This is a genomic window from uncultured Lactobacillus sp. (assembly GCF_946477725.1).
GTDB lineage: Bacteria > Bacillota > Bacilli > Lactobacillales > Lactobacillaceae > Lactobacillus.
Map to the genome: position 1 here is coordinate 116,677 of NZ_CAMKZC010000002.1, position 26,531 is coordinate 143,207.

Here is a 26,531-nt window from a genome sequence, read left to right on the forward strand (position 1 = left end):
GAAAAAATAAATATATTTTTCTGATATTCTGAAAAATATTTTATTTTAAAAAGTTGTTTAGGTTATAGTATTAAAGCGCTTTTTCTAATATAATTAAAATAAATGTAGAGTATGAAGAATAGGAATAACCAAATGACATTGTTAACAGATGAGCAAATTGCAAATATTGCACATGACTATTTTTTAAGTAAGTTAAATATTGCTGAAATTTCTAAGAAATACAATCTTTCTCGTTATCTTATTGCAAAAGCAATAGACGAAGCGGAAGACAAGGGTATTGTAAAAATTAGTATTTATCAAAGTCCCAAAAGAGCGCAAAATCTTGAACGGGAGTTTCAAAAACTTTTCGATCTGAAGGAAGTTTATATCTTAGAAGATAAAGAAACTAAAAATCAAGACAATGAAATGATTGTCAATTTTGCCGCCAAACAAATTCAAAACTATATTAATTCTGCTCACGTCGTGGGATTAACTTGGGGGACACTTTTAAGAGACATTATTGATGATTTTTCAGCCGAAACTCGCGCTGACCTGACATTTATTCAACTATTAGGTCAAGTGGTAAATTCTAGTAAACGCAAGCAGCCGCTTATTCAGCATGCTGCTGACAAATTTAATGCAAAAAGTTTAACCTTCCCCGCACCTCTTTATGCAATTGATCCGAGACTTATCAAAAAAATTCAGCAAGAACCTTATTATCAATATATTGAAAAATATTTTTCACACCTTGATCTGGTATTTGCAAGTATTGGTACCATGCAATCACTGGAATCAGGACAATTTTTTATGGATTATTACGCTGATAAACTGTTTACTGGAATTGAAAAAAATCAGTTAGCAGGAATTATTTTTGGCAGACCTTATGATATTAAAGGTCGTTTTTATAGTCCAATTGAGCCTCATATATCTGGCATCAGTCTTTCCGACATTTTTGCAGTTCCTGATCGGTTTGTAATTGTTAAAAACAGGTTTAAGGAAGATGCACTTTTGGGGGCTCTTAGATCTGGCATAATAACGCATTTAATTACCACTTCGGGTATAGCTGAAAGAGTTTTACGCAAAAATGAGGCACTTTAATTTGCGGATTTTTTACAGAACTCTTCATTATATAAGCTTGTAATATAATTTTGCAGATCTGCCACTGAATGTGTTCTTGAGCGAGCGCATTCTTTAGCGGGTTTTGAACATAAAAAGCATTTGCGAACAGGCAAGTCCAGATCTTTGCGGGATATTGCCTGTTTTTGCTTTTTAATTAATACATCGGCATCAAATAGCCGATTAATTTTTTGTTTATTTTCAAATTCAACTGCCCTTTTTTTAACTAAACGATAATCAGCATTAACGAGATAAAAGTTTTCTGAACCTGCTGCTCTCTCCCAATGTTCATACAAAGTAAAAGGTAACTGGTTATTTTGCAAAATTTCTTCTAAATTTAGAATACCTGAAGCAAAAATTTCTTTTAAATAGCGATTGTTTTTAATAGGGCCGGGAATGTTTAATTTAACATCCAGCAGCGTACATTCAGGAAACTTGTGAAATATTGTTTGTTGCAACTCTACCCTTTCATCCTTATTAGCTAATACCTCTGTAATACTCTGTGGTTCTCCTTCAGTAAATATTGTTTTTACCATTTTATCATCTTCTTTCTCTTTTTATATTAGAACTAAAAAGTGTGAGAACAAGTCTTACCCTCATTCTCACACTTTAGCAAAATAATTAGTTAATCTTTTACTTGCTTAATTGTATCAATAATAGTACCATCCCGATACTGAATTAAAGCAACAACACGATCAGTATATTCTAATGGCTTTGGTGTTCCAACCTGTTTTTGTGCCATTTCTTGCAGTTCTTTGATATCAACAATATTGAGTTCAGGAACCTTAGCAAAGGCAGCTATTAAGTCTTTACGGCGAGGATTAATTGCAATTCCTCTTTCAGTCACTAAAACATCAATTGAATCTCCTGGTGTAACGACTGTTTCTACCTCTGGGACTACTGTAGCGTTGCGTCCACGTACTAACGGAGCGGTGATAATAGTCATTTTTGCTGCAGCAGCATCCTGGTGACCACCAATAGCGCCACGAATAACGCCATCGGAACCTGTCATTACGTTAACATTAAAATTGGTATCGATTTGCAAAGCTGAGAGAATGGCCACATCTAAGTTATTTACTACGGCACCCTTATTATGAGGATCAGCATACCAGGAGGCATCAATTTCCTGTTGGTCTTTATTCTGAGCCATTGAAGCTGCAGCACCCTTGTCAAAGTCCTGAACATCCATAATTTTCTTGACCAGGCCTTCTTCAAGTAGATCAGTCGTAGGCTTTGTTATACCGCCTAGCGCGAATGATGCCTTAATCCCATCCTTTAGCATAGATTCTCTTAAGTATCTGGTCACTGCCAATGCAGCACCACCGGATCCAGTTTGGAAAGAAAATCCTTGTTTATAATATGGTGAATTTGTTATCACCTTATTAACAGTTTGTGCAATTTTCAGTTCTTTAGGATCTTTGGTAAAACGAGTCGCTCCTGAACCAATCTTATCAGCATCACCAATTTGATCAACCTTCACAACATAATCGACTTGAGTTTGTTTAATTGAGGCAGGCGTATTTGGATAATCAACTATATTGTCAGTCAGCAAAACTACTTTATCAGCATATTGTGCATCAATCAAAGCATAGCCCAGAGATCCAAAAACTGCATCCCCTTCTTGACCATTGGCATTACCAGCTGGGTCAGCATTTGGAACACCTAAAAATGCCACGTCAATTTTGATTTCTCCTTCTTCAATAGAACGAGCTCTATTGCCATGAGAACGGAAAATCACTGGGTTTTTCAAACCACCATGGGAAACAAAATCTCCCAAGCTGCCCCTCATTCCCGATGAAGTAATATTTGTGATAACACCCTTTTTTATTGCTTCAATCACCGTGTCATTCATAACACCGGTTAAGGAAGATGGAGCTAATGTTAAGTTTTGATAACCCATTTTAATAATTAGATTCATTACTTTATTAAAAGCAAAATCACCATTTCTAAAATGATGGTGGAAAGAAATAGTCATACCATCTTTTAAAGTTTTCTTAATAACATCTGCTAAAGAATCAACCACTTTTGATTCTCCCGTAGTAACTTGCACCTTAGGAGCCACTCTTTTCACTTCAGGGTTACCTATTTCCACAGATGCAAATGGTTTAAGATTCATTTTTGTCATCAAATCATCAGGCAAATTGCGTTTTACTTTATTCTTCAATGTAATTACCCTCCTCATCAATTAAATTCGATGCTTTAGCTGTTGCAATAACACGGTTAGCCTTCTCAACAACCGGTTTGTCGACCATTTTACCGTTCATTGAGATAACGCCTGAGCCTTTTGCCTTTGCTTCTTGAATAGCATTTTGGACAGAAAGAGCATTTTCAATTTCTTCCTTGGTAGGGTTAAATACCTTGTTAACCATAGGTATTTGTCTTGGATTAACTAAAGACTTACCATCATAACCTAGTTCATAGATATATTTGGTTTCACGGTAAAATCCTTCTGTATCATTCATATTAGAAAACACAGTATCAAAAGCATAAACATCGGCTGCTCTAGCAGCTTGCAATACCATGTTGCGGGCAAATTCTAACTCACGTCCATCCGGATAACGGTGTGTGTGCATATCTGCAGTATAGTCTTCACCAGAAACGGCTAAGCCCATCATTAATGGGGTTGCTGTTGCAATTTCAGGAGCATTAAGAACACCTTTTGCACTCTCAATCGCTGCCATAACACCAATAGAGCCTTTTTGAATACCGTATTCTTCTTCCGCTTTTTCCATATCCGCCACTAATTTTTTAATCATAGCGGCCGATTCAGTTTTAGGAAGACGAATAACATCTACTCCAGCGCGAACCATGGCTTTGACGTCTTCGTCATAAAAAGGAGTGTCTTGACCGTTAATTCTAACGACTATTTCAGCGCCACCAAAATCAACTGTTTTAATAGCATTAAATACTAACATTCTGGCTGCGTCTTTTTCAGTTAACGAAACTGCATCCTCTAAATCCAGCATAATAGAGTCAGCTCCATAAATGCCAGCGTCTTTAACCATTGCAGGATTATTACCTGGTACAAACATCATTGTTCGACGCAAACGATTTTTAACATAAGTCATTTATTGCAATACCTCCAATCTTGGCTGATCAGTAGTTTCAGTTGCTCTTTGCGCAGCCGCTAATGCTCTTGCAGCAATCACGCAGTCAAGAGCTCCTTTGTCAGTAGCCTTAACTTTTGCGTTAGTAATACCAAATTTATTTAGGGTTTCAGTTATTACCTTTTTGATCTGATCACCGTATGATTTAGCTACCTCTGAATCCAGATCAACTTCAATCCCATTTTGACCAGCAGAAATCATTATCTGAATATCCGAAGATTCTAATGTTCCTGCTACTCCAACAGTTTTAATTTCCATCAATGTTCATTCCTTTCTTGATTCTTTCTTGTAAAATTTGATAATTCTCATTTATAAAATTCATTGTAGTTGGCGGAACTAGAGTGGAAATATCTTTTAATTCACTATTTTTGATCAATTGGCGCACACTAGTTGCCGTAATTATTTTTTCGTTATCACGAAAACGTTGCACGATTTTAACAGCAATACTGGGACTAAGTATTTTTTGTAAACTTTGATTATAGAAATTAGTCGTCCTTGAAAATGGCTCAGTACCCAGATAACGTTTCTTAATTGTCAATTTTGGTGCAATAATATTTTTAAAAATTAAAGCGTCAATCTCTGTTTGTGTTGTAATTAGTTCATCAGGTGACTTTAAAAAATAAGCCGGAAATGTCGAGCGTGAAACTTGGTAATCTCCACCACTGACTACCACCACGTTTTTAAAGTTGGCAGTTCCTTTTTTTACTAAATCCATTCTTTCAGCTGTTTTAAATAAAGAAGCATCAGTAGCCACTACAAAAACATACACCAAATCATTTTCACTACTTGCTAGTTTTACTAACTTTTGGTGGCCCAAAGTAAATGGATTAGCATTCATTACAATTGCCGCAACTTCTTTTTGATTTTGGTTCTTAATTCTAGGCATTTTTGTTAAAAAGTCTTGAATACTTGGTGTTCCACTTTCTAAAAAAGCCGCAGTATCAGTATGAGCCAACTCATTAAAGCCTAAATGGCCGAAACTAGACGAATATTTTGCCTTGGTGAATACGAATGAATGATAAATTTTCTGACTAAAAAGGTATTCTTGCAAAGCCGACACTATTTGATTAAAGCGTGCCCCGTGAACAGCTTCATCATTTGACACTGCTATGTATTTAAGAACTTTGCCCGCGATACTACCAGTTCCAACCAAATGGCCATCTTCATCTATTAAACCAATAGTATGATCAAGAACGTCAACTTCGCGGGAGCTGAAATCTGTAATTCCCTGATTAATTAAGAAATTTTCCCATCTTGTTTTTGTGTCTGGAAAATTTAAATTGAGCTCTATTGTTTTATCCATTTATTTGGTTCTCACTTTAGCTAAAATTCTTGCAAAAATTTCATGACTTCTTGATACATTTTCAGAGGCTGTTCCGCCTGAATTAAGTGACCACAATTTGCTATTATTCCTGTGTCAATTTTAGGATTCAATTCTCTTGTAGCATAGGCAAAATGATAATCAAAAAAGGGTGAATTTTGTCCTGCTAAAACGAGCATAGGAACTTTTAAGCTAACTAAAACGTCCCGCCAATCCTGCTCAGCATGATCTATTCGACAAAGATAATTTTCTTCAGCATTATACGGATATTTTTGGGCTTCAATTTTGGCCTTTTTAAACATCTCATCATTGATATGAGCATAAATACCATTGCCCTGATCTGCCTTTAAATAATCCGGATAATTTTTCCAAGTTAAATCTTTAAACCCATAGTGCCAAGTGCAGTCTTGAATCATTTTTGGAGGTTGATCTAAGTCAACAATTGCCTGCAATCTCTGGGAGCCAAATAGTGAAACATAAGCCCAAATATTTGCGGCTCCCATGGAATTGCCAACAGCAATAATATTGTTTAAATCTAATCTGCTAATGAGCTCAGCTAAATCAGCTGCATGGCGACTAATGCGTTGCCCCTTAAATGTTCTTTGAGAACGTCCCTGATTTCGAGGGTCAATTATGATAATGCGGTAATCCTCTGTAAAAAGCCTTACAGCTTCTTGCCATAATGCTGCGGAACTACCTATGCCAGGAACCGCTAAAAGAGGTTGACCGCTTTTTAATGTATCGTAATAAGTTATTCGAATACCATCATTAGTGATAAAATTGTTTGCCTTAAGCATTTACCAAATTCCAATAACTTTCATCCATAAAGTGCCTATCACACCGAAAATCAGTAAATAGAGAATTCCTAAAATAAAATTATATTTCCACCATTCACTCTGCTTAATGTAACCAGTTGTAGCTAATATAGAAGCCGGTCCGTTAGCATAGTGAGTAGTTGAAGCATTAATTGCCCCAGTAAACGCCAAGAGCATAGCTGATAATCCTAATGGAGCACCTGTAGCAACAGCAACAGATAAGAATGGCAGGTATAATGCTGTCATATGTGCAGTACCACTTGCAAAGAAGTAGTGGGTGTAAAACATCAAGATCACTAAAACGGCTAATACTATTTGCCAGCTTATTCCGTGAAGACTAGTCTGAATTGTCTTAGAAAACCAGTCAATGAAACCAAAAGAAATAAGTTTACTTGCCATAAATATTAAAATCGACAGCCAAATTAGAATATTCCAAGCTCCAGTTTGGTTTAAAGCATCTTTCATAGTTAAGACACCAGTTAATAGCAATAAGCCGACAGCTAAAAAGGCCACAAAAGTAGAATCTAATTGAGGAATTTTGAAGATTCCGGATAAAACCCATAAAATAATAGCCAGCAAAAATACTATTGACATAATCATTTCAGGCTTTGTCACTGGTCCCATTTTTGCTAAACGGTCACTGGCCCATTTTTTAGCATTGGGAGTTTCTTTAATTTCTGGAGGAAAAATTTTATAAATCACAACCGGAATAATAATAGTTGCAACTAGAACAGGAACTATTGCTGCTGTAAACCAGCTGATCCAGGTCATATTATAATTTTTCTGTGCCGCCATTTGAGAAGCAACCATATTAGGAGCAGCACCTGTAATAAACAGAGCAGTTGACAGAATGTTGGCATGGAAGGCTGTAAAACTAAGATAAGCTCCAATTTTCTTTCTTGAAGGATCATTAGGATCAGAATCATAATCTTTAGAGATTGATTCTGTCACCGGCCAAACTACACCACCTGTACGAGCACTATTTGATGGTATTAAAGCTCCTAAAACTAATTCCAAACCGGTAATAGCATAGCCGATACCAATGGACTTCTTACCAAATTTTTCAATCATCCAATACGCAATCCGATTACCTAAACCGGTTTTGCTAATACCATATGCCATGATAAAAGCCATAGCAATTAGCCAAGAAGCAGAATTACTAAAGGCGCTGAGAATGCCAGAAGTTACTTTACCAGTTTTGGGATCTACAACATCTTTGATTGGAGCCAAACCAACTAAAACCGTCACTATCAGTCCGATCAAAGTGGTACCACCTATTGGCAAAGGCTTTGTGATGCAGCCAACAATAGTTGCTACAAAAATGGCAAACATCTCCCATGCTGGAGCAGACAAGCCAGCTGGACGCAGAGGTGTGATGCACCAAAGGATAACGCCAATCAGTAAAGGTAAAATAAAGCCCTTATAATTAACTTTTTCAAGTGTTTTCATAGTAATTACCTATAATTTTCCGGGCGATAAAAATCGTCGATAATTTCATAATTCTTATTCTTTAATTCATCATCAAGCCAATCTATATTTCCTGAACCATCATGAAAACTGGCTGCTTTTGCCTCATCCTTTTCATGAAAATTCTGAACAATCGGCAATAACTCCGTTGCTTCTTCCAGAGCAATTTTGATAACACCGTCAGCGTCACCTAAAATGACGTCACCTGGGTTAACACTTAGGTTACCACAAGAAACCGGTACATTAATTTCTCCTGGTCCTTCTTTATAAGGGCCATCTGGAGTGGTACTTACAGCATAAATAGGCAAATCCCAGTTGCTTAAACTATCAATGTCTCTTATTGGCCCATCAACTACTACACCAGCTACATGTCTTTGATCCCGTAGCCATGTCATCATTACTTCACCAATAACTGCCCTGGTATTATCATTTTCATTATCGATGACCACCACATCACCCTCTTGGCAATATTTTAAAGCTGCATAAATAGTTAAATTATCACCTGGGCGGTTATGAACTGTAAAAGCTGGACCACACATTTCTTCATGTGGGTGTGACATCAGCCTGATTCTGGGCGACATTGCACCTGTTCTATTCATACAGTCAGCCACATTTGATGAGGGCAGCTTTTTATATGCAGAAACTACTTCTTTTGCGGGAAGCTTTCTTTGTAAAAAAATTCTCTTACCAACCTGCATTATTCATGCCTTCTTTTTAATTAATCTAAAGCAATATTATTTAGTACTTCTTGCATTTTGGTAGCCGATTCCACCATTTTTGCCTTTTCAGACTCTGAAAGTTCAGTCTCAATCACCTGGCTGATTCCAGACCCGTCAACTACTGCAGGTGTGCCTAAATAAAGTTCGCTTTTAATGCCATACTCACCATTAATTGGTGCAGATAAAGGCAAAGCAATTGAACGGTTAGTCAATATTGCGGTAACAATTTGCGTTAACATCATCGCAATGCCATAAAAAGTTGCACCTTTATTTTCAATTATTTTTCCACCTTTTTGACGAATATTCAGTTCAACTTGGTTCAAAATATTATCATCAATATGAGCAAATTCTGTTAGTGGCTTACCGCCCACAGTTGACTCATCAAAGTTTTCAAATGAAGTATCACCATGTTCACCTAAAACCATGGAATTAACCCCAGCCACCGGAACATTTAATCTTCTGGCTAAATCAACCTTTAAACGAGCAGTATCTAGTGATGTACCTGTCCCAATTACTTTGTTTTTCGGAAAGCCAGATAGTTTTTGGGTTAAAGTTGTCAATATATCAACTGGATTAGCAGAAACTAAGAAAATACCATCAAAGCCCGATTCGACTACTGGTTGAATGATACTTTTCAAGATGCTAACATTTTTATTCACAAGATCAAGCCGACTTTCTCCTGGCTTGCGGGGAACACCTGCTGTAATTACCACCACAGCAGCATCTTTTGCATCAGAGTATTCACCAGAATGAATATTACACTCGCTTGTAAAAGGCAGTATATCTTCCAAATCCATTGAATCTCCCACCGGACGATTCTTGACCACATCACAGATTACCAGCTCGTCAACACTAGTATGTTGCAACAAGTCATTTGCAAAAGTTGAACCTACAGCTCCGTCTCCAACCAATAATACTTTCTTATTCATTAAGTCATTTCCTTTCGAATTTTTTAAAAATGTAATCCTTTACATCCACATTATAAATTTTATTTCTGTTATTTGCAATATTTAAAATAAATAATTTATTTTTTAATTTTTTAAAAATAAAAACAGTCTTACATATTTAAAATTCAGTTTGTTAATAAGGTAAAAATTAGTATTTTTGGCATACCCGTTTACCTAAAAACCTAAAATAAAAAAGCCCTTCGTCGCTGCTAGACGACAAAGAGCTTGAAAATTGCTAAACATAATTTTGCTTATGTAAAATAAAAAACAGTAGACAAATCATTGGCAAAACCACGACTGCCAAAACGTGGAGTTTGACAAAATACCTAACAATATTGCCAATGACTGCCAATTATTTTTTAAGCGCTAATTTAGTTAAATTATAGTTATTGGTTTTTGACAAATTTGCTCATTTGTATTCCTGCTTGCCTGCCAAAAATGACAGTTTCAGCAATCGAGTTGCCACCAATTCGGTTATTTCCGTGTAACCCGCCTGAAACTTCTCCCGCAGCATAGAGGCCTTTAATAATGTTACCGTCTGTATCATAAACTTCGGTTTTGGGATTGATATGGATACCGCCCATAGTATAGTGGATAGCCGGGTTAATATGAATTGCAAAGAATGGTCCCTGCGCAATTTGATGCTCCATTCCTGTTGTTCTGCCAAATTCTTTATCTGTTTTATTGGTGACAGACTCATTCCAATTAGTAATAGTTTCATTCAAGTTCGAAGCTGTGACACCAATATTTTGAGCTAGATCAGAAATTGTTTCTCCGTGACTAACCAATCCTACGTGATCATAAAATTCAACAGCAGTAAAGTTATTTCTAACAACTTGATCGAACACCAAAAAAGCACCGTTTTCATTTAAGTTGCTAATGGCGTCAGAAACAATTTTACGAGTACTTAACTCGTTGACGAATCTTTTACCAGATTTGTTAACGAGGATAGCCCCTTCTCCTCTTAATCCTTCTCCTATCAAGTAGACGTGATCAGTATCAGTTTGTGCAGTTGGGTGCACTTGAATAAAGTCCATTTGCTCTAGTTGTGCATCAATTTGACTAGCAAGCTTTAAACCATCACCAGTAGCCCCAGGCTGATTCGTAGTCTGATAATTTACCAGGTCAGGACGGTATTTTTTGATTAATTCTTTAGATGAGCCAAAGCCACCTGAAGCCAGTAGCACAGCGTTTGCATTTACTTTTACTTGTCCTTCAGGAGTATCAACCTGGACACCTGTTACTTGTTGTTTATAATCTTGTAAAAGCTTAGTTACTTTTGCATTATTAAAAACTGGTATTTTATCTTCTTGTATTTGCTTTAAAGCCCCAGTTACTAAATAATTGCCGACTGGTGCCATTGAAGCAGGACGGTGAGCTCTCTTCTTGCTCATCCCACCAGTAATAGTTAAATTAGTTAGCTCTATACCGTGATCCATTAGCCAATCTATTGCAAGAGCAGAATGATCGACAAAGTAGCGTAGAAGTTCACGATCATTCATCATTCCTCCACCTTTAAGAGTTTCACGGTAAAAGTCTTCTTTATCGTCTATAATTCCCTGTTTTATTTGAACAAGACTTTCAGAAGCATTCATTCCAGAAGAAGCTCTGTTTGTGTTCCCACCTAAATCAGAATTCTTTTCAAAGATAGCAACCTTCAGTCCTAATTCATGAGCCTGAATCGCTGCAGTTAAGCCGGCACCACCTGCACCGATTATAATTGCATCGTAACTTTCTTGTATTTCAGAAGCCTTATTAGGCGTAAAAACAAATTTACCCATTGATTTCTCCTCTACAGAAATTTAAAAGATTTATTTTTCAGGATTAGTCTGAGATATATTGGTCATCTCCATGTAATCCATCCATTCATCATATTCCTTTTCAGTTAATTTGCCACTTTTAAGGGCTGCTTCTTTAAGCGTTGTTCCTTCTTTATCTGCAGTCTGTGCAATCTTAGCAGCTGCATGATAGCCAATATGAGGTGACAAAGCCGTCACTGTCATCAAAGAACTTGCAAGTAAATTGTCCATTTTTTCAGCATTTACTGTTAAGCCGGCAATCATTTTATCAGCAAAACCATTAATGGTACCGTTTAAAATGTCGCAAGAATCCAGAAAAGCTGTGATCATGACAGTTTTATAAACATTCATTTCAAAATTGCCCTGGGAACAAGCAAAAGTGATAGTAGTATCATTGCCAAAAACTTTTGCAGCTGCCATAGTCACGGCCTCAGCTTGTGTCGGATTAACTTTGCCCGGCATAATCGAAGAACCCGGTTCATTAGCCGGAATATTAAGTTCATGATAGCCTGCTCTTGGACCTGATGCCAGGAATCTTATATCTTGGGCTATCTTAAACATGTCGGCAGCCAAAGTTTTTAAAGCACCATGGACAACATCTATGCCAGAATGATGAGCTAAACCCCAAAATTTATTGGTATTAACTTTAAAATCATGGCCATAAACTTGAGATAGTTTGTCAGCAATTTTGACAGTCATTCCCGGTGCAGCATTAAGGCCTGTTCCAACAGCCGTACCACCGATTGCCAGTTCATATAATGTAGGCTTAAGCTCTTGGATATAAGATAAATCATGTTTTAAAGCTGAAATATAACCTGAAACCTCTTGCCCAAAAGTTATCGGAGTAGCATCTTGCAAGTGAGTACGGCCAACTTTGACGGTTTTCCAATACTTGTCCTGCTTAATTTTGAGTTCGTCAATTAAGTGTTGCACAGCCGGTTCAAGTTTATCTAAAGCTTCCACTGCCACAATATTCATTGCTGTTGGATAAGTATCGTTTGAAGATTGCCCTCTATTAACGTCATCATTGGGTAAAATATCCAAATTTGGGTGCATCTTGTTAGCTAGATTTGCTACTACTTCGTTAACGTTCATATTGCTCTGAGTACCAGAACCGGTTTGTAATACGTGTAAAGGAAAATCTTGACGCAATTCATGATCATCTAATTTTAAAAGTTGATCTATTGCTTCCTCAATAGCCTGCCCTTTTTCTGCTGGTTCAGCGCCAACTTCTACATTCGATTCAGCTGCAGCTTTTTTTAAATGTAAAAAAGCACGAATAATTGCAAGCGGCATTAATTCACCACTGGGAAAATTGTGACGACTTCTTTCAGTTTGAGGACCCCACAGTGCATTTTTAGGAATTTTAACTGGACCAATTGTATCACTTTCAACACGGTATTCTTCTTTACTCATACTAAATCTCCTTTTTCAAATGTTAGTATTTAAGCTATTAAAGCAGTAATATTCTCTTGCACTTATAATACAGGTTTTTAGTATTATTTTCAATATTTTAAAATAAAAGGGGTATCATTTTAAAATTTTAAAATTTATTTTATTTTAGCAAAAAAGCACTCTTATTGAGTGCCTTAACTAGATATTTATATTTTTAGTGTTTCAGCATTAATAGCTACGATAACTGTTGACAAAGACATTAAAATCGCACCGACTGCTGGGGAAAGTAAAATTCCCCATGGTGCAAGTATACCCGCTGCCAGTGGTAAAGCTATGATATTGTAGCCTGCTCCCCACCATAAATTTTCAATGGTTTTTCTTTGAGTATGCTGAGCAAGGTTGAGGAAACTGATAATATCAAGTGGTTCACTGTTCACTAAAACAACATCAGCTGAGTCCACGGCAACATCAGTTCCTGCACCAATAGCTACACCAATATCAGCTTTAGCTAAGCTAGGAGCATCATTGATGCCGTCTCCCACCATCATGACTTTGTTTCCTTTTTCCTGAAGGTGCGCGACAATTTTTTGTTTGTCAGCTGGCATTAAGCCTGAGTGAACCTCGGAAATTTTTAGTTTCTGCGCAATACTCTGAGCGACTTTTTCATTATCGCCGGTTAGCATCACCGGTGTAATGTTAAGATCTTTAATTTGCTTAATCAAAGCTGCTGCATTTTTCTTTATTTCATCACCAACTGCTACGTAACCCAAAAGTTCATTTCCTGCTACCAAATAGCTGGAAGTGTAATTTAAAGCATCAATTTCCGGGAAATGACTCACCAAACTTCTAGCAGCTTTTTCATTTACAAGTTGATATTCCTTTCCATTTAAAGTTCCAGAAACACCTTTACCATCCAAAGTCTTACTGTTTGACAATGGATAGAGCTCAATATTTTTTTCCTTAGCAAATTGTAAAATGCTTTGAGCAATTGGATGATTGGAATCTTGCTCAAGTGAAGCGATCAGTTTGATGATTTCAGCAGAATCATATGCTTTATTTAAACTATCATATTTTCTTACCTGAAATTTGCCTTCAGTTAAAGTTCCCGTTTTGTCTAAAAGTAGATAATTTATTTTTGAACTAACACTGATAACGTTGCGGTTTCTAATGAGCAAGCCGTTTTTGGCACCAATCGAGGTACTTTTGGCATTTACTAAAGGAATAGCCAAACCGAGTGCATGAGGACAAGCAATAACTAAAACAGTTACCATCCGTTCAAGACCGCCAGAAATTCCCCGTAAACTGGTCCAAACGATTAAAGCAATAATACCAAAAACAAGTGCGGCATAAAATAACCAGCTGGAAACCCGATCGGCTAAGTTTTGCAGCCGTGATTTATTCATTTGAGAAGATTGCACTAACTTATTAACATTGGCCAAGAAACCTGAATTTGCGGAGCTAGTAACTTTGACAGTTAAAGTACCAGAGCCATTTATTGAGCCACCAATTACTTTGTCATTTTCTTTGCGCGTAACTGCACTGGATTCTCCAGTCACAAGTGATTCATTTACTTGACTTGAACCGTTTAATACTACGCCATCAAGAGGAATACTTTCACCGGCTTTAACTAAGATGACAGCATTTTTTTGGACAGCATTAATTGCCACATCTTCTGTTCGGCCATTATTTTGAACGTGAACTTTATCTGGCAGAAGTTTTGCTAAATCATGAACTGAGCTATTCGCATTCATTACGGACATCATTTCAATCCAATGTCCTAAAAGCATAATTAAAATTAAAGTTGCCAATTCCCAAAAGAAATCCATTACATGAACTTTGCTGTTTAGTAAATTGTTTTCAACGAAAGCATAAATACTATAAATATAAGCAGTAGTGATGCCTAAAGAAATCAAAGTCATCATTTCGGGCTTTTTTGCTTTTATTTCATAAAATGCACCTGATAAGAAGGGCTCACCGCCATAGAAGTAAAGAATTGTTGCAAAAATGGCTACAACCCATTCAGAACCTGGAAAAGAAAATTGAAATGGCAAATGGACCCCCATTGCTGGGGACAAAAAGATAATTGGCAAAGATAATATTAATGAAAGCCAAAACTTTCTTTTCAAATTACCCATATGCATCATATGACCGCCATGCATCATCATGTCATGACTACCCATTTTCATCGAAGAATTGGCGTTCATTGAATGATTCATATTTTCACTATGATTCATGTTCATATTATCCAAAATACTCAATCCTACCTTTACATTAACAAAATTGCTTTTTCTTTAATCTACTTTTATAAACAGTTGTTGTCAAAAGATGCGCTTGAGAAATCGAACAATATTTACACAATTAATTAGTTCTTTGCTTATGATAAAAGTGAACAATAAAACCGATTGCTAATCCAATAACTGCCGGAATAACCCAGTCCATACCTATGTCAGCAAAAGGAAGAAATTGTAATTGGAATGCTCTTAATTGTAGTGCCCATGCTTGTTTGCTAACTAGCGCAGGAAAAGACGCAATCATATCCAAAATGGCTGGAATAAAAGTAAAGACGATACTCCAGAAGTAAACAACTGGATCATGGTTAAATAAAGAACCAGAAATCGACAATATAATCAATACCATAGCGATTGGATATAAAAACATTAACATTGGCGTTGACCAGGAAATAATTGTGTCCAAACCAAAATTAGCAGTAATGAAGGAAACAATAGTCATAATTGTCAGCCAACCATGGTAACTAATTTTACTAAAACTGCGGTGAAAGTCTTGCGCGAAAGCTGCAATCAAACCGACAGCTGTAGTTAAACAGGTTAGTGTAACTAACGTAGCAAGTAGAGCATGACCAAAGTCACCCAGATAATAAGTCACTATTTGGTTAAAGACAGTACCGCCTTCAGCAGAAATTTTAAATTGGTTTAATGTCGTTGCTCCAACCCAAATTAAACCAACGTAAATGACACCAATTGCACTTGTGGCAATCACACCGGCTCTGGCAGTCACTTTTGCGTTACTTTTCGCCGAAGTTTTTCCAAGTTGGCGTACGGCTGAAACTATTGTGTAGCCAAAAGCCAATCCAGCCAGTGCATCCATAGTGTTGTACCCTTCCAAAAAACCATTAAAGAAAGGTGCACTTTGATAAGCCGCAGTAACATTTTGATTTTTGGCAGCACCCATTGGCGAAATAGCAGCTAATAAAAAAATTGAAAATAACAGCAATAAAAACAAAGGATTTAAAATTTTGCCGATACTGGTCAAAATCGTAGATTGCTTATAAGAAATAATAAAAGCCAAAATGAAGAATATTGCCGAGAATATTAAAAGTGCCGGCTTAGTAGCTGATTTCGGCAATACCGGCTGCAAGCCAACTGAAAAGGAAATACTCGCGGTCCGCGGTGTGGCAAATAATGGTCCTAAGGTCAAATGGATTAAAACCATAAACGCGAGAGCAAAACTATTTCCCAAAGGTTTGCCAATATCGTAAACCCCCTTAGCATGACTGGCACTAATAGCTAAAACGGCTAATAGTGGCAAAAGCACAGCCGTTACTAAAAAGCCAAAAGTGGCCATTCCCCAATTTGCTCCTGCAAGCTGGCCTAAATGAAGTGGAAAAATTAAATTACCGGCACCAAAAAATAGACCGAATAGCAATGATGCAACTACTAAATATTGTTTCCAAGATAAAGGCTTGGTATTAACATCTCTTTCGATTTCTTCCATTACAGTTCCTCCTGAAAAATATGAACACTTAATATAGATAAAGGGCCTTGATAAATTTATTTAGGTAATAAAAAAGCACCCTTGATTTGAAAATCAAGGGTGCTTAAGCACGGTACCACCTATATTACTGCAATAATTATCATTAAAGATGACAAAAACACAGTCACTTCACGTACGGCATACTGCGATACGCTAACACGTTAATGGGTGTACCCAATAATAGCTACTAACTTTCACCATATAGCTCAAAGTTACTTTCAGCTTACCATCACGGTCCCTTTTCAGCAACAGGACTCTCTAAAACGTTACTTGCAAACTTACTTATCTTTTCATCGCTTTATCAATATTAAAGATATTTTAATCAATGACTTATTTCCTGTCAACTATATTTTAGTGAAAATGATTAAGTCAGATCCTAATGCTTTTAATTTAGCTACTGTAGACAAATAAAACTAATGCCTTATTACTTAAAGTGGCTGTATATTTTGATGTGCAACTATTTTTCAGTAATCAGACTTTGAGCTATGTTAAAAATTAATTTCATTCAACAATTTTTGTACCATGTATCTGGTCTACCTGCAATCTTTCAGCAATTAAAGTGCTATTTTTGGCGGTAATGCCACCACCTGGTAATATTTCTATCTTGCCGTTTGCCCAGTTAATAATTTCTTTTAGATGAGAAATGGTATTTAAAACAGGAGTTGCTAACTCTCCGCCATGTGTCAAAATTCTCTTGACACCTTTATTCGCTAACCAGTTTAGTTCATCTTCTTGCTCAGTTAAAGGTATTGCGTCAAAAGCCATGTGCATAACAACATCAATATCTAAAGATCTGGCTAGAAATATAAGACGCTCCATTTTTGCTTTATCCAAATGATTTTGGGAGGTTAAACAGCCAAAAGCCACTCCTTGAGCACCTAATTTAGCTGCTATTTCTAAATCACTGGCCATTATTTCAATTTCACTTTCACAATAACAAAAATTTCCACCCCTTGGCCTAATCATCACAATAACTGGTATGTGAAAATTAGAGGCATAACTAACTGCTTTTTTGATAACTCCATAAGAAGGCGTGGTGCCACCTAATGCTAAATTATTATTCAGTTCAATTCTGTCAGCACCTTTATTAATAACATAAGGAATTTTAGCAAAATTTTCTACACAGGCTTCTTTTAACATTTAACTTCACTTTCTTCCTAACTTTGGTTACTTTACCGGTGCATTGATTTTGTTTTGGTAGTCATCTACCAGGCTTGAGAAATTGGTTCAATTTTGGTGTTATTGTGCAGCCCCGGATTTGCCATTAATATCTGAGGTCCTTGCTTTTTAGCAGCAATACAAAAAGGAAACTCAACATTGGTCGCTACGCCCCACTCGCCCTTTTTATTCAAAGCAATGAGGGAAATTTCCCCTACCTGACCATAACGCTTCTTTAAATCATTGCAAAATGGATAAACTGTAGCATCACAGGCTTCTTGGGGAGACTTTCCTTCTGCCATTTTACGGACTATTTCGTATGAAAGGCAGCCCTTCATGATGTCTTCTCCTAGGCCAGTTGCAGTCGCAGCTCCAATGTGACTATCCGCATAAAATCCTGATCCGGACAGAGGTGAATCGCCGATTCTACCATTTTTCTTCATAAATAAGCCAGAGGTTGATGTAGCAGCTGCCAGCGAACCATTTCGATCAAGAGTTATTGCTCCTACGGTATCATGACCATCATAAGGATGCAGGTCTGATTGAAGTTGCTGTTTTACTTTGTTCTGCCAGATAGTTTTGGCTCTTTCAGTCAACATATTAGTCATTTCAAAGCCATTCTGCATTGCATATTTAGTCGCTCCTTCTCCGACTAAAAAGCTGTTAGTCTTATTTAAGCTTAGTTTACGGGCTACCGAAACAGCGTGCTTTACGTTCTCAATTGCCGCTACAGAACCTTGCGCTAATGTGTCACCGTCCATGAATGCAGCATCCATTTGGACAACTCCATCTTCGTTAGGAAGTCCGCCATATCCTACAGATTTATAAAGAGGATATGATTCTACTTCTTTTATCAAATTTTCAACAGCATCCCCAGCACTTGCATCCATTCGCAGCAATTCTGCCGCTTTCACCAATCCGTCATACGACATACTCCAAGTTGATATTACAGCCCAATTATTCATTTAAACCGCCTTTTTTAATTCAATTTAATGCTAATAATACTAAACTAGAGCAGCAGAAAACAAGCACCCAAGGCAATTTTAAGGAGAATGTAACCTGTTCTAGTGAAAATCGTTGCTGCTAAACTCTTTTCTATAAAAAAATTAAAATATGTTAGCAGATTAAGCTCAACAGAACAATCAAAAATATTTAGCACATAAGCATTAAAAGTTTAAAAGTTTACTCGATAATTATTTTGGAACTAGAAAATTTTTATGAAATCAGATTGGAAAGGGAAAATGGATTGAGAAACAAGAAACACCCTCAAGTTTTACAAATTTGAAGGTGTTACTATAAGCTAATGCTTTTCTTTTATACAATAATTTTGAACAATAATGCAGCAATTACTCCGCCTAAAAGTGGGCCAAAGATTGGAACCCAGCTATAAGCCCAATCTGAACCACCTTTATTGGCAATCGGCATAAATTGGTGAGCCAGTCTAGGTCCCAAATCACGGGCTGGATTAATCGCGATTCCAGTCGGTCCTCCTAAAGACAAACAAATCGCTGTAATCAAAAATCCAGCTAACAATGGATTAAATCCTGGAGCTAATTTTGTATTGGTCAATCCCAACAAGCCAAATACCAAAACAAAGGTAGCAATCATTTCAGTAAAGAAATTCCAACCGTAATTTCTTATAGCTGGTGTCGTAGCAAACGACCCTAAAATGCCATCTTGATCAGTTGTTTCTTGCCAGTGAGGAAAATAGGTTAGCCATACTAAGATACCACCGATAAAGCCTCCAGCTGTTTGTGCCAGCATATAAGGCAAAACGGATGACCATGGCAACTTATTGGCAATTGCCATACCTAGTGACACTGCAGGATTAAAGTGACCCGGGCAAAGCCAGCTAACACAGAATACACCAAACGTCACGGCAAAGCCCCAGCCAAAAGAAATAACGATCCAGCCACTGCCCTTTGACTTCGACTTATTCAAATTGACACCGGCACAAACGCCATCTCCAAGCAACACCAAGATAATAGTTCCGAGGAACTCTCCCACTACTTGCATTGTTAAGCTATTATTCATTTTTAATCTCCTACTTCGATTATTGGACTTCCTTTTGAAACCCAAAATAATGTTTAGTAGTAAATTACTCCCAGATCCAATATATTATAAAATTCTACCTATGTAAACCCTTTCTTTAAATAAAACTATCTTTCCAAAAAATCTCAATTTGTTGTTATTTTATAACATAAGATTTAAAAGAGTTTCTGAATTTTTCGGCTAAAATTAAGTTAAGATACGCTTAATGTTATTTTTACTCAATATAAATCTGGTATTTATTCTATTTCTTTAGGGCTAGGGGCTTAAGCTGTCCTTCTATCTCCGTTAACTCGACCCCCGCCTCAATTAAAGTAGCGGCAGTATAAGCCCCTTCGATAAAGGCTACATCATATAGATGAATCTTTTTAGATGTCATTTCCGTTGCTAGTTCAAGATTCATTTTGGCACTGCCTAAATCATAAAATGCCAATATTTCATCAGCTTTATTTTCAGAAAAAGCCTGCAAAATTTTGTCCATACTGGTGCCAAGATCATCAGCGTTAGTTCCACCCGCAGTGGTAATTGACACATCTTTTGCAACCTGTCCCAACAGCTCAGACAAACCGGTTACAATCTCTGGAACATGGGATACTAAAGTAATGCCTAAACTCATAAGATACCTTCTGTTTCTAGTAACGCCTCAAAAAGGTACCCACTTGATTGCGAGCCAGGATCAACATGGCCTTTTGATCTTTCGCCTAAATATGAAGCACGACCTTTTTTGGCAACTAAGTCTTTGGTTGCCTCTACAGCTGAAGCGATTTTTTCCTGTGTTAGCTTATTGGTTTTAACTTCTGGAACTAATGCGGTCCACACATCAACCATGGTTTTATCACCAGGTTCAGCACCACCACGTTTTTTAATACCTGTCAATGCAGCAGCCAGTAAGTCTCCTATGTCTGAACTTGTGCTGCTTTTCTTCGCCATTTCCAAGAAAGCAGTTCCATAAAGTGGACCAGAGGCCCCACCAACTGTAGAAATGAGAGTCATAGCGATTTGCTTAAAAGCATCTGTGATGGTTTTGGGCTCAGTACTTAATTTTTGACTAACCGCTGTCATACCTCGGCTCATATTAAAACCGTGGTCACCATCGCCAATCGCAGTATCCAGATCACTTAAAAATTGCTTATTTTGTTCAATTTTAGCAGAAAAATTATTCATCCATTCAATCACATTTTTAACTGTTAAGCCCATATTAACTTCTCCTTTTACCAAGCAATTGTTTCTACTGGCTGATTGAGATAATCAAGCCACTTGTCATCAGCTAATTCAAATATTGTGAGTGAAATACCTGCCATATCAAGCGAAGTCATGTAATTACCCACTTTCATGAAAGCTGGCTTGACATTGAACTCTGCTAGTTTGTTAAGTAAATCATTACTAAAAATGTATTGTTCCATTAATGGTGTAGCGCCCATACCATTTACCAACACAGCATATTTCTTATTTTGGTCTAAATGCATTTCATCATTTAATTTGCCCACTAATTCCGTTACTAAATCTTTAGCAGGTTTAATCTGTTCACGCCGGTATCCAGGCTCTGAGTGAATACCAACACCGTATTCGATTTCATTATCTTTGAGAACAAAACCGGGTTTACCTGTTTCAGGATTGGTAGCAGCAGACAAAGCAACCGCGATTGTTTTAATATTAGGCAATACCTTTTTGGCTGTCGCATCAATCTCGTCTAGACTGGCACCATTTTGAGCCATTGCTCCCAAAATCTTGTGCATGAACAAAGTTCCGGCTACTCCACGTCTTCCTTGGGTAAATGTACTATTTTCGACGGCAATATCATCATCTACCACAATTGACTTGACCTTAATATTGTCCATATCAGCCATATCTTTAGCCATATCAAAATTCATCACATCGCCTGAATAATTTTTAATTACTAAAAAAACGCCCTGACCTTGATTAACAGCCTTAATAGCCTCATATATTTGATCTGGAGTTGGGGAAGTAAAAACTTGTCCGCAAACAGCTGCACTAAGCATTCCTTTGCCCACAAAACCAGCATGAGTAGGTTCATGACCCGAACCTCCGCCACTTACAATACCGACTTTGCCCGTCATAGAATCTTTATCTGCTCTCATAACAGCTTCAGTATCCTTAACTCTGGCAATATATTGGGGATATGATCTGACCATTCCTTCAACCATTTCTGGTACAACATTTGCTGGATCATTGATAATCTTTTTCATGATACTACTCCTTAAGTAAAAAATGTAACGCTTACATAATTATTATAGCAAGTAAGATAGCCATAGACCATTCTAGCTTTAATAAATTTAATTTTTGTCAAAAAAACTGTAGCCTCATCATTTAAAATTTGGACTACAGCTTTAATATTAAGTCTTTTAAAGCAGTTATTTTCTAATAACTTTATATCTATTCGATCTGTCATCATCTGGCTGCTCTGCAGCATGGCCACAGGCCACAATGACACTAGTTTCAAAATCTTCTGGAACTTCCAACTTTTGTTCTAAACTTTTAGCAGAATTTAACACATTTGCTGCATTCATTAGATAAACCGAACCTAAGTTAAGTGCTGCTGCCTCTACCATCAAATTTTCTGCAGCAACTGAAGCATCTCTTTCACCAAATTCATTCCCTTTTTTGACATTAATAATAAAGAGTAGAGGGGCATTATAACAAGCATTTTTTGTTACCTGTTCAATTTCAGATAGCAAATTCTCATCTTCAACCACTGTCATCTGCATTACATCAGCTTGGTGCATACCACAAGGCGAAGCTTGAAATGCTGCTATCAATGCTTTTACGTCGTCTTCAGAGACTTTTTCAGCCGTATATTTCCTAATAGCTACTCTTTTTAAAACTGCATCAGTCATTTTAGTACCTCTATCTGTAAATTCTTTAACTACCATTATTATAAAGCAATTTTTAATTAGTCTTATGAACTAAATCAGACCATTTTAGAAATTGGGTATTAGAAATTCCCGCAAATTTTTGGCCATTGATTTTCCTCACAAAATAGACCGGAATTTTTACTCCTTTTTTAACAAACGGATATTTATTTCCTATTACCACTAGTCTACCCTTTTTGTCGTAAACTTTGGCATTCGTCTTAACCTTGTAAACTTTAATTTTAAGAATTTTAACATTTCCCGGTTTAATAAATTGTTTTTTCTTACTTTTAGTACTTAGCTGTAAAAAGCTGTGTCCTTTGGCAGTATTAAGGCCGGAAACATATACAATTGTTCCTTTCTTCAATTTTTTATTTTTTATCTTTTTGCCTTTATTATCATAAATATATGCCGGCTTTTTTAATATGACACTTTTTTGCAAATACTTTAAAACTTTATTTAAATTATTAGTATTTTTGGAGGAATTGCCAGCAGCAGATGTTTCGTTTGAGCTAGTTTGTTCCTTATTGCTATCACTTTGAGTCGTAGTATTTGTTTCTTTAGCTGTAGCAGGATTCTGTCCTTGAATTGACGAACTTGCAGCTGCAACTGGGTTACTAACGGATAGCCCCAATACTAAAGCAGTAATTCCAGTTAAACTTAGCAATAATTTTTTCTTCATGTTAATACCTCTTTGCTAAAACTTTATTTATATACATTCTACTACTTTGAATAAATAATTTCTTTAGCAAAATCTAAGACAAGTAATTTAGTTATGACGTTTGCACACTAAGTTATTTTTACAACTTATATTATGAGGTATCTTAACGTGTTTTGCTTTATACTAATAAATAGTGAAAATAAACAAAAAACTGGTAAAGGAAGACTTTATGACTAATCCTCTAAAAGAACCGATCGAAATATTGGTTACTATTGACCAAAACTATATCAAACCACTTGAAGTGATGATGTATTCCCTCAGACTTAACAATATGACTGAGGAATTCCATGTCTGGTTAATTTATGATAATATTGATCAACATGCTCTAAATAAACTTAAAAAGTTTGGTACAAAAATCAGAATTAAAGTATCGACTCTAACTATGAACAAAAAAATCAAATTTCCAAATTCATTGCTAAACCTGCATGATTACCCCAAGGAAATGTACTTTAGGCTACTTTCAAGCAAAATTTTACCTGCAAACTTACATAGAATTATTTACCTCGACCCGGACATATTAGTTATAAACTCAGTAGTGCCATTATGGCAATTAGATCTTGAAGGTAAAATGTTTGCTGCTTCGGTTCATGAGGGCTTAACAGACATTATGAGTTCAATCAATAATATCAGACTTGGGACGTCAACTGGATACTTTAACTCAGGAATAATGTTAATGGATTTGGACCAAATGAGAAAAAAGATCAAAATTGAAGATATTACTCAGGCAATTGAACAGCATCATGACACTTTGATTTTGCCTGATCAGGATATTCTAAACTACTTATATGGCGAGGATATACTCAAAATTCCTGAAACACGGTGGAACTATGATGCAAGGGCTTTTTCAGTTTACTTGACCAGAAGCACTGGTGAAATTAACACAGAATGGGTCATGAAAAACACTTCAATTTTGCATTTTTGCGGTAAACCCAAGCCCTGGCAAAAAGAAAAACATTCTCGCTTCAAGCCTCTTTATTTAAACTATCTGCAAATGGTCAACCGCTTGTTAGAGCAGCAAAAATTAAGTTAACATTTAGCTTTTTACTATTGAAGGTAGCATTATCTGTGCTAAAATAATAAAAGTTGCCGGATATCAAGCGACACAATGCTTTAGGTGGATTAGTATAGAAAAAATACGAACTATTTAACAGCATTGAATATGTATAAATTTTTATAGAAAAGAGAAGAATTATGGCTTCAATTAACAAATCTGAACTCACTAAAGAGGTTGCAGCAAGAGCAGAACTTAAGCAAAACGTGGCAGAAAAAGTCATCGATGCTTTAATCGGATCAATCAAGGATAACTTGGCTAAAGGTGAAAAAGTACAAATTATAGGTTTTGGTTCTTTTGAAGTACGTAATCGTGCAGCTAGAAAAGGTAGAAACCCACAAACTGGCGAAACTTTAACTATTCCTGCAACTAAGGTTCCTGCGTTTAAACCTGGTAAAGCTTTGAAAGATGCAGTTAAATAGCTCTATATTTAAATACGAAAAAAACAACGAGTTTACCTCGTTGTTTTTATTTTTTTATATTTTTTAGCGACTTTGATGATTTAACTTCTTAGCGAAAAAGTCACCGATCACTTGAATGATAAATATCAAAATGATAACCAGCACTGTTGCTACAAGTGTTACATCATTGTTAAAGCGATTGTACCCATATGAAATTGCTGTATTACCCAAGCCACCTGCACCAATGGCTCCAGCCATTGCAGTTAAACCAATTAAACTAATAATTGTAACGGTAGAAACACGAGCAAGTTCTGATCTCGCTTCATTTAAATAAACACTAAAAATAATATCCCAAATCGTAGCACCCAAGCTTTGCGCTGCTTCAATTTTACCATGATCAACGCTTTCTAAAGCTACTTGAACTTGACGAGCATAAAAAGGAAACACGCCCAATGTTAATGGAACCAGAGCTGCTTTTATACCAATCTGAGTCCCGACAATTTTTTGAGTAACAGGTGCTATAAATGCCAGTAAGATAATAAACGGAATAGCACGAAAAATTGAAACTATTTTATCGCATACATTGAACCAGAATTTATTAGGTCTAATGCCATCACTTTTGGTCAGAACTAAAATTACACCAAAAATTAAACCTAAGATTCCCCCAAATATTCCGGACCAAAAAGTCATATATAATGTTTGAAAAATGCTGGTTCCCCAGCCAGTATCACCTAGCCAGCCCAGTTGCACAACATTGGGAAAAACTCTGCTAAACCAACTACTCATAAAGATCCCCCTTTTCGTTCAAACGAGTAACAGCGACTTTTTCTTTTTTCAAATAATCTACTGTTTCTTGCTGTTTTGTCTTATCACCTTTAACTTGAACAAGCAGAGTTCCAATTGGCTCATCATCAAGCAGTTCTACGTTACCATAGAGCATACTAGCTTCAACCCCGACTTTACGGTATAAATCAATAATGATAGTTTTAGTAACGTTAGCCATACTATAAACAAGTTGATAAATTGCTTCATTATTGTTATCTAATTTATTGATCTTAAGAGACCTTAAAGTATTAATTACTTCCAACGATCCGCCAACAAAACTCTTAGTCAAATCTTTTTGCGGATGCAAGACTACTTCACGGAGATTGCCATTTTCGATCACCTGACCAGATTGCATTAGCGCTACTTTGTTACAGATTTTTTTGACTGCAGCCATTTCATGTGTGATCAGTACGATGGTTAGGTTAAGATCTTTTTGTAACTTCTTTAATAAAGTTAAAATTTGCAATGTATTTTGAGGATCGAGTGCACTCGTAGCTTCATCAGAAATCAATATATCTGGTTCGTTTGCTAAAGCCCTGGCAATAGCAACTCTTTGCTGCTGACCCCCAGAAAGTTGAGCTGGATATGAATTTGCTTTATCTTTTAAATCCACCAGGTCCAACAATTTTAATGACTTTTCTTTAATTTCTTTTTCTTTTAAGCCGGAATGTTTCAGGGCAAAAGACACGTTATCAACTACGCTAATTTCGTTTAATAGGTTGAAATTTTGAAAAATCATGCCGATCTTTCTGCGAGCTAGTTGTAAATCCTTATTAGCAATTACTTGCTTACCATCTTTGACAAAGTCAGTACCATTTACCTTAATATTGCCTGCAGTTGGTTTTTGTAAAAGGTTGACAGTTCTAACTAGTGTAGACTTACCTGCTCCGGAAAAGCCTACAATGCCATAGATATCACCCTTTTCAACTGTTAAGTTAACATTATGAACAGCCTGAACAATTTTGCCTTTTTTACTAGGGAAATCCACACTAACGTGTTCTAACTCAATAATACCCATTT

General features: G+C 36.5%; 25 protein-coding genes, 1 pseudogene and 1 other annotated feature. Of the genes and pseudogenes, 3 read left to right on the forward strand and 23 right to left on the reverse strand.

Annotated elements, in window-relative coordinates:
• Nucleotides 1-132 precede the first annotated feature (132 nt).
• Nucleotides 133-1,077 carry a sugar-binding transcriptional regulator gene (locus Q0R51_RS01850; protein ID WP_294756279.1) on the forward strand — a complete coding sequence of 315 codons (945 nt, stop codon included), beginning with the start codon at nt 133-135 and terminating at the stop codon, nt 1,075-1,077.
• Here Q0R51_RS01850 and citX read toward each other — a convergent pair.
• The 21 genes and pseudogenes from citX to Q0R51_RS01955 all read right to left on the reverse strand — a co-directional run bounded on the left by citX (nt 1,074) and on the right by Q0R51_RS01955 (nt 23,195).
• Nucleotides 1,074-1,631, reverse strand: coding sequence for a citrate lyase holo-[acyl-carrier protein] synthase (gene citX, locus Q0R51_RS01855; protein ID WP_294756281.1), 558 nt, complete (start codon nt 1,629-1,631; stop codon nt 1,074-1,076). The two genes, Q0R51_RS01850 and citX, sit on opposite strands and share 4 nt — an antisense overlap.
• A gap of 89 nt (nt 1,632-1,720) precedes the next feature.
• Complete coding sequence (gene citF / locus Q0R51_RS01860) at nt 1,721-3,259, reverse strand: citrate lyase subunit alpha (protein WP_294756282.1); 1,539 nt, start codon at nt 3,257-3,259, stop codon at nt 1,721-1,723.
• The gene (locus Q0R51_RS01865; protein WP_294756283.1) at nt 3,249-4,163 is read right to left on the reverse strand and encodes an aldolase/citrate lyase family protein; all 915 of its coding nucleotides are present in this window, start codon (nt 4,161-4,163) and stop codon (nt 3,249-3,251) included. Before Q0R51_RS01865 ends, citF begins: the two co-directional genes overlap by 11 nt.
• Entirely contained in the window at nt 4,164-4,460 is a 297-nt protein-coding gene (gene citD, locus Q0R51_RS01870) for a citrate lyase acyl carrier protein (protein WP_294756285.1), read from the reverse strand. It abuts the gene before it with no gap.
• The gene (gene citC, locus Q0R51_RS01875; protein WP_294756286.1) at nt 4,450-5,505 is read right to left on the reverse strand and encodes a [citrate (pro-3S)-lyase] ligase; all 1,056 of its coding nucleotides are present in this window, start codon (nt 5,503-5,505) and stop codon (nt 4,450-4,452) included. The genes citD and citC overlap by 11 nt, the downstream gene beginning before the upstream one ends.
• A gap of 20 nt (nt 5,506-5,525) precedes the next feature.
• The gene (locus Q0R51_RS01880) at nt 5,526-6,320 is read right to left on the reverse strand and encodes an alpha/beta fold hydrolase (RefSeq protein ID WP_294756287.1); all 795 of its coding nucleotides are present in this window, start codon (nt 6,318-6,320) and stop codon (nt 5,526-5,528) included.
• Nucleotides 6,321-7,787: a DASS family sodium-coupled anion symporter gene (locus Q0R51_RS01885; protein WP_294756288.1), complete on the reverse strand. Its 1,467-nt coding sequence runs from the start codon at nt 7,785-7,787 to the stop codon at nt 6,321-6,323.
• A gap of 5 nt (nt 7,788-7,792) precedes the next feature.
• Nucleotides 7,793-8,503: an RraA family protein gene (locus Q0R51_RS01890; RefSeq protein WP_294756291.1), complete on the reverse strand. Its 711-nt coding sequence runs from the start codon at nt 8,501-8,503 to the stop codon at nt 7,793-7,795.
• A 20-nt stretch (nt 8,504-8,523) separates the two neighbouring features.
• Nucleotides 8,524-9,453, reverse strand: coding sequence for an L-lactate dehydrogenase (locus Q0R51_RS01895; protein ID WP_294756292.1), 930 nt, complete (start codon nt 9,451-9,453; stop codon nt 8,524-8,526).
• 404 nt (nt 9,454-9,857) lie between these two features.
• Nucleotides 9,858-11,252, reverse strand: coding sequence for a flavocytochrome c (locus Q0R51_RS01900; RefSeq protein ID WP_294756293.1), 1,395 nt, complete (start codon nt 11,250-11,252; stop codon nt 9,858-9,860).
• A 30-nt stretch (nt 11,253-11,282) separates the two neighbouring features.
• Entirely contained in the window at nt 11,283-12,686 is a 1,404-nt protein-coding gene (locus Q0R51_RS01905) for a class II fumarate hydratase (RefSeq protein WP_294756294.1), read from the reverse strand.
• A gap of 185 nt (nt 12,687-12,871) precedes the next feature.
• A complete protein-coding gene (locus Q0R51_RS01910) occupies nt 12,872-14,899 on the reverse strand; it encodes a copper-translocating P-type ATPase (protein WP_367178601.1) in 2,028 nt (675 codons plus the stop codon).
• Nucleotides 14,900-15,023: 124 nt separating this feature from the next.
• Complete coding sequence (brnQ, locus tag Q0R51_RS01915; protein WP_294756296.1) at nt 15,024-16,397, reverse strand: branched-chain amino acid transport system II carrier protein; 1,374 nt, start codon at nt 16,395-16,397, stop codon at nt 15,024-15,026.
• A gap of 92 nt (nt 16,398-16,489) precedes the next feature.
• Nucleotides 16,490-16,739, reverse strand: a binding site (T-box leader).
• 198 nt (nt 16,740-16,937) lie between these two features.
• Nucleotides 16,938-17,576, reverse strand: a complete 639-nt coding sequence (locus Q0R51_RS01920; RefSeq protein WP_294756298.1) for a copper homeostasis protein CutC — start codon at nt 17,574-17,576, stop codon at nt 16,938-16,940.
• Nucleotides 17,577-17,603: 27 nt separating this feature from the next.
• Nucleotides 17,604-18,559 (reverse strand): annotated as a pseudogene (locus tag Q0R51_RS01925) (N(4)-(beta-N-acetylglucosaminyl)-L-asparaginase).
• 349 nt (nt 18,560-18,908) lie between these two features.
• Nucleotides 18,909-19,628, reverse strand: coding sequence for an MIP/aquaporin family protein (locus Q0R51_RS01930; protein ID WP_294756299.1), 720 nt, complete (start codon nt 19,626-19,628; stop codon nt 18,909-18,911).
• Between the two features lie 259 nt (nt 19,629-19,887).
• Nucleotides 19,888-20,259, reverse strand: coding sequence for a dihydroxyacetone kinase phosphoryl donor subunit DhaM (gene dhaM, locus Q0R51_RS01935; protein ID WP_046324916.1), 372 nt, complete (start codon nt 20,257-20,259; stop codon nt 19,888-19,890).
• On the reverse strand, nt 20,256-20,840 hold the full coding sequence (gene dhaL / locus Q0R51_RS01940) for a dihydroxyacetone kinase subunit DhaL (protein WP_110446154.1): 585 nt from the start codon (nt 20,838-20,840) through the stop codon (nt 20,256-20,258). Before dhaL ends, dhaM begins: the two co-directional genes overlap by 4 nt.
• A gap of 14 nt (nt 20,841-20,854) precedes the next feature.
• Nucleotides 20,855-21,850 (reverse strand): dihydroxyacetone kinase subunit DhaK, encoded by a 996-nt coding sequence (gene dhaK / locus Q0R51_RS01945; protein ID WP_294756302.1) that lies wholly within the window; start codon nt 21,848-21,850, stop codon nt 20,855-20,857.
• 165 nt (nt 21,851-22,015) lie between these two features.
• A complete protein-coding gene (locus tag Q0R51_RS01950; protein ID WP_294756303.1) occupies nt 22,016-22,498 on the reverse strand; it encodes a nitroreductase family protein in 483 nt (160 codons plus the stop codon).
• Between the two features lie 52 nt (nt 22,499-22,550).
• Nucleotides 22,551-23,195, reverse strand: coding sequence for an SLAP domain-containing protein (locus tag Q0R51_RS01955; protein WP_294756304.1), 645 nt, complete (start codon nt 23,193-23,195; stop codon nt 22,551-22,553).
• Nucleotides 23,196-23,403: 208 nt separating this feature from the next.
• On the opposite strand from Q0R51_RS01955, the gene Q0R51_RS01960 reads away from it, so the two are divergent.
• Together Q0R51_RS01960 and Q0R51_RS01965 are read left to right on the forward strand one after the other, a co-directional pair.
• Nucleotides 23,404-24,264 (forward strand): glycosyltransferase family 8 protein, encoded by an 861-nt coding sequence (locus Q0R51_RS01960; RefSeq protein ID WP_294756305.1) that lies wholly within the window; start codon nt 23,404-23,406, stop codon nt 24,262-24,264.
• 161 nt (nt 24,265-24,425) lie between these two features.
• Entirely contained in the window at nt 24,426-24,707 is a 282-nt protein-coding gene (locus Q0R51_RS01965) for an HU family DNA-binding protein (RefSeq protein WP_046324922.1), read from the forward strand.
• 63 nt (nt 24,708-24,770) lie between these two features.
• Here the strand turns inward: Q0R51_RS01965 and Q0R51_RS01970 are convergent, their stop codons facing one another.
• Nucleotides 24,771-25,472 (reverse strand): methionine ABC transporter permease, encoded by a 702-nt coding sequence (locus Q0R51_RS01970; protein ID WP_046324923.1) that lies wholly within the window; start codon nt 25,470-25,472, stop codon nt 24,771-24,773.
• Entirely contained in the window at nt 25,465-26,529 is a 1,065-nt protein-coding gene (locus Q0R51_RS01975; RefSeq protein ID WP_294756307.1) for a methionine ABC transporter ATP-binding protein, read from the reverse strand. The genes Q0R51_RS01970 and Q0R51_RS01975 overlap by 8 nt, the downstream gene beginning before the upstream one ends.
• Nucleotides 26,530-26,531 lie beyond the last annotated feature (2 nt).